Annotated in this window: 6 protein-coding genes; all 6 read left to right on the top strand. The window is 60.0% G+C overall.

The features are described from left to right. Nucleotides 1-585, top strand: a 585-nt coding sequence (locus AC4DF4_RS16965) for a saccharopine dehydrogenase family protein (RefSeq protein WP_490049296.1), incomplete at its 5' end; no start/stop codon positions are given. Between the two features lie 138 nt (nt 586-723). Next, nucleotides 724-1788, top strand: coding sequence for a ribonuclease D (locus AC4DF4_RS16970; protein ID WP_490049297.1), 1065 nt, complete (start codon nt 724-726; stop codon nt 1786-1788). Nucleotides 1789-2289: 501 nt separating this feature from the next. Continuing rightward, entirely contained in the window at nt 2290-4833 is a 2544-nt protein-coding gene (gyrB, locus tag AC4DF4_RS16975; protein WP_490049298.1) for a DNA topoisomerase (ATP-hydrolyzing) subunit B, read from the top strand. A gap of 43 nt (nt 4834-4876) precedes the next feature. Continuing rightward, a complete protein-coding gene (locus AC4DF4_RS16980) occupies nt 4877-5440 on the top strand; it encodes a DUF6036 family nucleotidyltransferase (RefSeq protein ID WP_490049299.1) in 564 nt (187 codons plus the stop codon). Between the two features lie 29 nt (nt 5441-5469). Next, nucleotides 5470-5820 (top strand): hypothetical protein, encoded by a 351-nt coding sequence (locus AC4DF4_RS16985; protein WP_490049300.1) that lies wholly within the window; start codon nt 5470-5472, stop codon nt 5818-5820. 15 nt (nt 5821-5835) lie between these two features. Further along, nucleotides 5836-8374 (top strand): DNA gyrase subunit A (gyrA, locus tag AC4DF4_RS16990; protein ID WP_490049301.1); only part of this gene is annotated, 2539 nt, incomplete at its 3' end.

Genomic DNA, 8374 nt, shown 5'->3' on the forward strand with positions numbered 1-8374 from the left:
CAGGCGTTCACCTGCCCGGACGGCGTGGGAACCTACGAAATTTACAGGATGTATCACGAGGAGCTCGAATCGCTGGTGAAACACATTCCCACGATCCAGCGCGCGCAGTTCTGGATGTCGTTCTCGCCGAACTACTTGAAACACCTCGAAGTGCTCCAGAACGTCGGCATGACGCGGATCGATCCGGTCATGTATCAAGGCATGGAAATCGTCCCGTTGCAGTTCCTGAAAGCGGTTTTGCCGAATCCGAGCGACCTCGGCGAGACGACCAAGGGCCGCACCTGCATCGGCAACGTCATCACCGGCCTCAAGGACGGCAAGGCGAAGGCGATCTACATTTTCAACATCTGCGACCACGAGGCCTGCTTCGCGGAGGTCGGTTCGCAGGCGATTTCCTACACCACCGGCGTCCCGGCGATGATCGGTGCCAAGCAGATGCTCGCCGGCGATTGGAAAAAATCCGGCGTCTGGAACATCGAGCAACACGATCCGGACGCCTTCATGGCCGACCTGAACGTCCACGGGCTGCCGTGGCAATTCATCGAATTGACCCCGGAGCAAGCCGCGGCGTTCCAAGTGGCCTAATCGTTTTTGCGGGGGGCTCGTCGAATTTCCCCTTGTCAGCCGGAAGCCCCCATCCCATCTTAACCCCATGATCCGGCTTGAGAATCTTCAATGGGCTGGATTTTTCACCCCTTGGATTTCCAGTTGATGAGTTCGGACATGATCGATACCGCAGAACGGCTAATTAGTCATCTTGAGACAAGCAGGCAGGGTTCCACCCAGCCGATTTGCGCGATTGATACCGAGGCGGACAGCCTGCATCGCTACCGGGAATCGCTGTGTTTGATCCAGTTCGCCGACCGCGGCCAGTGCGTTCTGATCGACCCGCTGGCGATCGAAGACCTCTCTTCCCTCGGTGAATATCTCTCCGAGGCGGTCGTCTGGATGCACGGTGCCGACTACGACATGACGATGTTCAAGCGGCAGTTCGGAGCGCTTCCGGCGGTGGTTTATGACACCCAGATCGGCGCGAGATTGCTCGGCGTCCGGCGCTTCGGCCTGGGCGATCTGGTCAGCCATTATTTCGGAGTCGATCTCTCGAAATCCTCGCAAAAGGCGGACTGGGGCAGACGTCCCTTGTCACCCAAAATGATCGAGTACGCGCTCAACGACGTGCATTATCTATTGGAAATGGGCGACATGATCGTCGCCGGGCTCAAGGAAAAAGGCCGCTACGAGTGGTTTGAAGAAAGCTGCATCGCGGCCCGCCAGAAGGTTTTGGACCGGGATGATTCCAAAGAGGAAAACTGGCGGGTCCAAGGATCCGGCAAGCTGGAGCCTTACGGCTTGGCCTGCCTCCGCGCGCTCTGGCAGTGGCGGGATGGCGAGGCGAAAGCTTGGGATCGCCCGTCGTTCATGGTTGCGCCGAACCGCCAGCTCCTCGAATGGAGCATCGACTTGGCCGCGAAAAAGAACATCGCCATTCCAAGCCATTTCCGCCCCGAGCGGGTCAAACGTTTCCGCACCGCGCTCGCTGCCGTGGAGGAACTTTCCGAATCGGAATGGCCCGAACGCCCGGCGGGCAAGCGCCGCAAACGCGACCGCGACTTTGAAGCGAAGGTGGACGCCTTGATCGCCACCCGCGAAAAAGCCGCCGCAAAGCTCGACATCGAAGGCTCGCTCATCGCTCCCCGCGCCGTTTTGGAATCCCTTGCGGCAGGCGACGTCCAGCCAGCCGACGCGCTTCTCAACTGGCAGCGCAAGTGCCTCGGCATGGATCGCTGAGTGGTTCCTGCTTGAGTTGTCCCCGTCGGCAGACGCAGGGTGCCAGCGTGTTGCCTGATTCAACTCCAGCTTCCGACTCCGCCGGGCGGCTCGCTTTCAACTGCTCGTCCTGCGGCCTGAAACTCACGGTGGAACGCCGTCTGGCTGGCGTGAGCGGCCCGTGTCCCGCCTGCGGCGCACCCATCCACGCTCCCGCGCTCCCTTCCAAAGCCGCCTCTAGCCGCCTCTAGCCGCCAAAGAGGCCGCATCGCCGGCGACTCCATCGTGGATCAACAGCACCTCGAGCGGAGGGAAACCGCGAAAACCTTGTGGATCATCATGCTGTTTATTCGGGCGTTTTGCGCCTGCCTCGCGGTGTCTTGGTTCATGAAGGATTGGATTCGTCGCTAGCCGGCTTGCAACCCGCTCATAACCAGTCGGTTAAAAGCCAATCTTGAAGCGCGAAAAAAGCACGAAATTCCTTGTCTCCGGGGGGAGGATTTTAGACCCTCTGGCCCCACTATGTCCGAGTCTTCGAACGAGCCACAAAAAGCCGAAACCCAAGTAGCCGCAGCGCAGGTTTACGATGCCGCCCAAATCGATAAGCTGGAAGGCCTCGATGCCGTTCGCAAGCGCCCCGGCATGTACATCGGCGATCCCGACGAGCGCGGTCTCCACCACTGCGTTTTCGAGGTCCTCGACAACTCGATCGACGAGCACCTCGCCGGCTATTGCAGCCGCATCAAGGTCGCGATCCACGTCGACGGCTCGGTTTCCATCTCCGACAACGGCCGCGGCATTCCGGTCGACATGCACTTGAAATTCGGCATGCCCGCCGTCGAGCTCGTGCTGACAAATCTCCACGCCGGCGGCAAGTTCGGCCAGGGCGCCTACAAATATTCCGGCGGCCTCCACGGCGTCGGTGCGAAGTGCGTCAACGCCCTGTCCGACTGGTTCAAGGCGGAAATCATGCGGAATGGCAAAGTCCACCTGATCGGCTTCGAGCGCGGAAAAACCACCATCCCGCTCCACGTCATCGGCGAGGTCGATCCCGGCAAAACCGGCACGATGATCACCTTCTTCCCGGACGCCACGATCTTCGTCGATACCATCGAGTTCAAATTCGACCGCCTCGCCACCCGCCTCCGCGAACTCGCCTTCCTCAACCCCGGCCTCACCATCGACCTCGAGGACGAGCGTCCAGAGTCCGCCAAGAAGGCCACGTTTTTCTATCAGAAAGGCATCGAGGAATTCGTCGCCCAGCTTGGCGAAAACAAAACGCTCATCCACGACGAGCCGGTCATCCTCCACGGCAAGCGCGCCATCGATCTGGATTACGACGGCAAGAAAACCACCGACGACGTCTTCGCCGACGTGGTTTTCCAATACAACGACTCCTACAACGACCAGATCCTCTGCTTCGCCAACTCCATTCCTAACGGCGACGGTGGCACCCACCTCACCGGCTTCCGCACCGCCCTCACCCGCGGCATCAACCAATACGCCAAGGTCAACAAGATCCTCAAGGACAAGGACCCCGCCCTAACCGGCGACGACGTCCGCGAAGGCCTCATCGCGATCATTTCGGTGAAAATGCCGAACCCGCGCTTCAGCTCGCAGACCAAGGACAAGCTCGTCAACAGCGAGATCGAAGGCGTCATCATGTCTATCGTTTTTGAAGGCCTGATGCAGTTCTTCGATGAGAATCCCGGCCTCGCCAAAAAGATTATCGAGAAATCCGTCAACGCCGCCCGTGCCCGCGAGGCCGCCCGGAAAGCCCGCGAGACCGTCCGCAAGTCCGCCCTATCAGGCGGCGGCCTGCCCGGCAAACTCGCCGACTGCTCCGAGCGCGACCCCGCGAAGTCCGAGCTCTATATTGTCGAAGGAGACTCCGCCGGTGGTTCCGCCAAACAAGGCCGCGACCGGCGGACGCAAGCGATCCTGCCGCTGCGCGGAAAGCTCATCAACGTCGAGAAATCACGTCTCCACCGCGCGCTCCAGAACAAGGAAATCCAGTCGATGATCACCGCCATCGGCGCGGGCATCGGCGACGGCGAACAGGAAGGCGCCTTCAACATCGACAAAGTCCGCTATCATAAAATCGTCATCATGACCGATGCCGACGTGGACGGCTCACACATCCGCACCTTGCTGCTAACATTCTTCTGCCGCCACATGCCGGCCCTCGTGAAAAGCGGCTACCTCTACATCGCGCAGCCGCCGCTCTATCTGGTCAGCCGGAAAAAGCGCCAGGAATACGTCCAGGACAACGACCAGCTCAACCGCATCCTCATCGATCTCGGTGCCGGCGAAGTCGAGCTCCGCACCTTCGACCAATCCCGCAGCTTCACCGCGGACGAACTCAAGGTGATCCTCGAAAACCTCTCCTCACTCTCCCGCTTCTCCACCACCATCGAAGGCAACGGCGGCAACTTCAAAGAATACCTCGCAGCCCGCGTCAACGGCGCGCTTCCGGAGTTCATGATCCGCATCCGTACCGGCAACGACGAGGCGCTCACCTACTTCTCCAAGGAAGCCGACCTCCGCGCCTTCGCCGCCCAGAACCGCGACCTCCGCCTGTTCGACGAAATTCTAACCGAGGAAGAGCTCGCCGCCCACACCGGCCCGTCGCGCCGCGCGAACCTGCACGAACTCCACGAGTCCCACGCCATCGCCCGCATCTTCTCCCGCCTCACCGAGTGCGGCATCGACACCGCCGTCTTCTTCAACGACGACACCCCGATCTTCGAACTCATCGAGGGCGAAGGCGACAAACAGAAGATCACCCCGGTCTTCGCCGTCCCGGAAATCCTCGGGAAAGTCCTCGAAATCGCCAGCCGCGGCGTCCAGATCAAGCGCTTCAAGGGACTCGGCGAAATGAACGCCAAGCAGCTCTTCGAAACCACCATGGACCCGGAAGTCCGCCAGTTCCTCCGCGTCCGCCTCGACGAGGACAACGCCGTCGAAGCCGACAAGATGTTCGACGTCCTCATGGGCGACATCGTCGAGCCCCGCAAGCGGTTCATCGAAGACAACGCGCTTAATGTGAGAAATCTGGACGTCTAAAGCGGAGCGCTGACTTTAGTCGGCGTGTCAAAAAGAGTATAACATGACCCCCTCAGACAAACTTTCCAAAGAGCTCATTCTCGCCGCACTCTCGCGCTTGAACGAACTGCTGCACGAAAAGGGAATCATGGGAGAATTATGCATCTTCGGCGGAGCCGCGATGGTCCTTGCCTTCGATGCCCGCGAGTCCACTCGCGATGTGGATGGAATCTTTGCACCCAAACAAGACGTAATCAACTCAGCGAGACAAGTCGCCGAGGAATTCGGATTCGAGCCAGACTGGCTGAATGATGGAGTCAAAGACTTCATCTCCGATAAAGCGGAAATCACAGCCGATGGGATGCCTGTTTTTTCCAATCTCCGCATCCTTCGCCCCACAACAGAGTATCTTCTGGCCATGAAATGTCTGGCAAGTCGGGCGGCGGAGTTCGGCTCAGAGGGTGATCGAGCGGACATCATCACTCTCCTGAAGCACACAGGCATCACCGACTCAGCAGCGGTCTGTGATCTCGTCACCCGCTACTACAAAGAAAGTTTGCTGCCTCCGCGGGTGAGGTTTTATATCGAAGAATTGGTCGCCGAACTTAACCCTGAAACTAACTCATGAGCCGTAGCAATGAAACGCTTCGAGAAAGCATGGCGAATGTCGCCGCTCAATCCGATTTCAGCTATGCGATCAAAAACTTTTTGGATCGTTTCAAAGCAAATCCAAATCCGGACCTCCTTCTCGATGAGCCTGAACTACTCTCCCCCCTCATTCAAGATGGTGGCTACGCGGATGCCTTCGTGGCATCCACGGCTGCATATCTTTGTCAGGTTCATAACCTCGAAGCTCCTGATTGGGTGAATAGCAGTTGCCGGATCATGCCGATTCCATGGTTCGCTGCCAAATCTCCCAACATGAAGGCCGTTCTTCTCCAAGAAAGCCCCGCCGCCTTCCGCGTCCGCAACCTCTTCGTCTCCGCCAACGCCCTTTCCCGCGCCTGACCCCATTTTCCCACCATGTCCGAAGCTAACATCAAGCCCATCAACGTCGCCGAAGAACTCTCCAAGTCCTTCTTGGAATACTCGATGTCGGTGATTATTTCCCGCGCCCTCCCCGATGTCCGGGACGGCCTCAAGCCCTCCCAGCGCCGCATCCTCTACGCGATGCGCCAACTCGGCGTCGGCCCCGGAAAGCCCCACGTCAAGTGCGCCAAGATCGTCGGTGAGACGATGGGTAACTTCCACCCGCACGGCGACATGTCGATCTACACCTCGCTCGTCAACATGGGCCAGCCGTGGTCGATGCGCGAAATGCTCATCGACGGCCAGGGTAACTTCGGTTCGGTGGAAGGCGACTCCGCCGCCTCCATGCGTTACACCGAGGCGCGACTGCATCCGCTCGGCATCGCGATGATGGACGATCTCGACAAGGACACGGTCGACATGATTCCCAACTATGACGGCTCGCAGTTGGAGCCGTCGGTCCTGCCATCCGCCTTCCCTAACTTCCTCGTCAACGGCAGCACCGGCATCGCCGTCGGCATGGCCACCAACCTCGCCTCGCACAACCTCGGCGAAGTCGTCGATGGCATCTGCGCCCAGATCGACAATCCGGAGATCACGCTGCCCGAGTTGATGCATTACATCAAGGGTCCGGACTTCCCGGTCGCCTGCGAGATCCGCGGCATCCGCGGCATCGAGGAATACTTCCGCACTGGCCGCGGCTCCATGCGCATGCGCGGGAAAATGGAGATCGAGGAAAACGCCAACGGCAAGGCGATGATCATCATCCGCGGCGTCCCTTACGGCGTGAACCGCGCGACCCTCCAGGAGCGCATCGCCGAACTGGTGAACGAGAAGATCCTCACCGGCATCTCCGGCATGCGGGATCTATCCGCCGAGGACACCTGCATCGAAATCGAACTCAAGCGAGACGCCCGTCCTGCGGTCGTCGTCGCCCAGCTCTTCAAGCTCACTTCCATGGAGACCTCGTTCTCCGTGAACATGCTGGCGATTCACAAAAACCGCCCGAAACAGCTTTCGCTCAAGGAGGCCATCGACGCCTACATCGAGCACCGCCGGGAGGTCGTCATCCGCCGGACCCGTTACTTGCTAGGAAAAGCCGAGGAACGCGCCGAGCTGCTCGAAGCCTTCCTCCTCGCCCTTGGCCACCTCGACGAGTTCATCAAAATCATCCGGAACTCGAAAAACCGCGACGAAGCCCGCGAACGCCTCGCCGCCTACAGTTTCCCGGTAGCCACCGCCGAAGGCTTGGGCATCCTGATCCGCTCGCAGGCATCCATCTCCGGCGACACCTACACCTTCAGCGAGCGCCAGGTAAACGCGATCCTCGAACTCCGACTCTATCAACTCACCGGCATGGAGCGTGACAAGGTGAAGGCGGAATACGACGCCGTGCTCGCCGACATCCTGGACCTGATGGACATCCTCGCCCGCGAGGAGCGCGTGCTCGTCATCATCAAGGACGAGCTCCGCGTCATCAAAGACAAGTTCGCAACTCCACGGAAGTGCAACATCGTCGCCGAAGTCGGCGAGGTCGCCATGGAGGACCTCATCGCCAACGACGCGATGATCGTCACCCTCTCCCACCGCGGTTACATCAAGCGCACGCTCTCCAGCGAATACCGCGTCCAAGGCCGCGGCGGCAAGGGCCTCAAGGGCATGGAAACCCGCGCCACCAAGAAGGACGAGGCGAACGATTTCATCGAGCACCTCTTCAGCGTCCAGGCGCATGACTATCTGTTATTCTTCACCAACACCGGCCGCATGTATGTCGAGCGGGTGTATGAACTCCCCGAAGGCTCGCGCACCGCGATGGGCCGCAGCATCCAGAACGTCCTCAACCTCAAGCCCGAGGAAAAGATCGCCGCGCTCCTCCGCCTCGAACGCACGGTGGACGACAATGGCAACGACATCACCTTCCGCGAGGAAGCCGGCTACGTCTTCTTCGCCACCCGCAGCGGCAAGGTGAAGAAAACCGCCGTCAACGATTTCCGCAACTACCGCAAGGACGGCATCATCGCCATCAACCTTGAGGAGGACAACGAGCTCATCGGCGTCCGCCTGACATCCGGCGGCGACGAGATCATCCTCGTCACCCACGAAGGCATGAGCCTGCGCTTCCACGAGGACGACACCCGCCCGCTCGGTCGTGGCACCGCCGGCGTCATGGGCATCCGCCCAAGCGAAGGCGACTTCGTCATCGGCCTCGCACTCGTCACCGAAGGCTCCACGCTGCTGGTCGCCTCCGAAAACGGCATTGGCAAGCGCACCACCTTCGAGGATTACCGCAAGCAATCGCGCGGCGGCAAAGGCATCATCACCATGAAGGTCACCGACAAAACCGGCCCCGTCGTCGGTGCCGTCACCGTCACCGAGGAAGACGAGCTCATGCTCATGACCTCCAGCGGCCAGAGCATCCGCATCCGCGCCGCCGAAGTCCGTGAAACGGGAAGAAACGCCCAAGGCGTGAAACTCCTAACACTCAAGGGCAACGAGAAACTCCAGGACATCTCCCGCGTCATCCCGGACGGCG

It is taken from the genome of Luteolibacter sp., assembly GCF_058122085.1.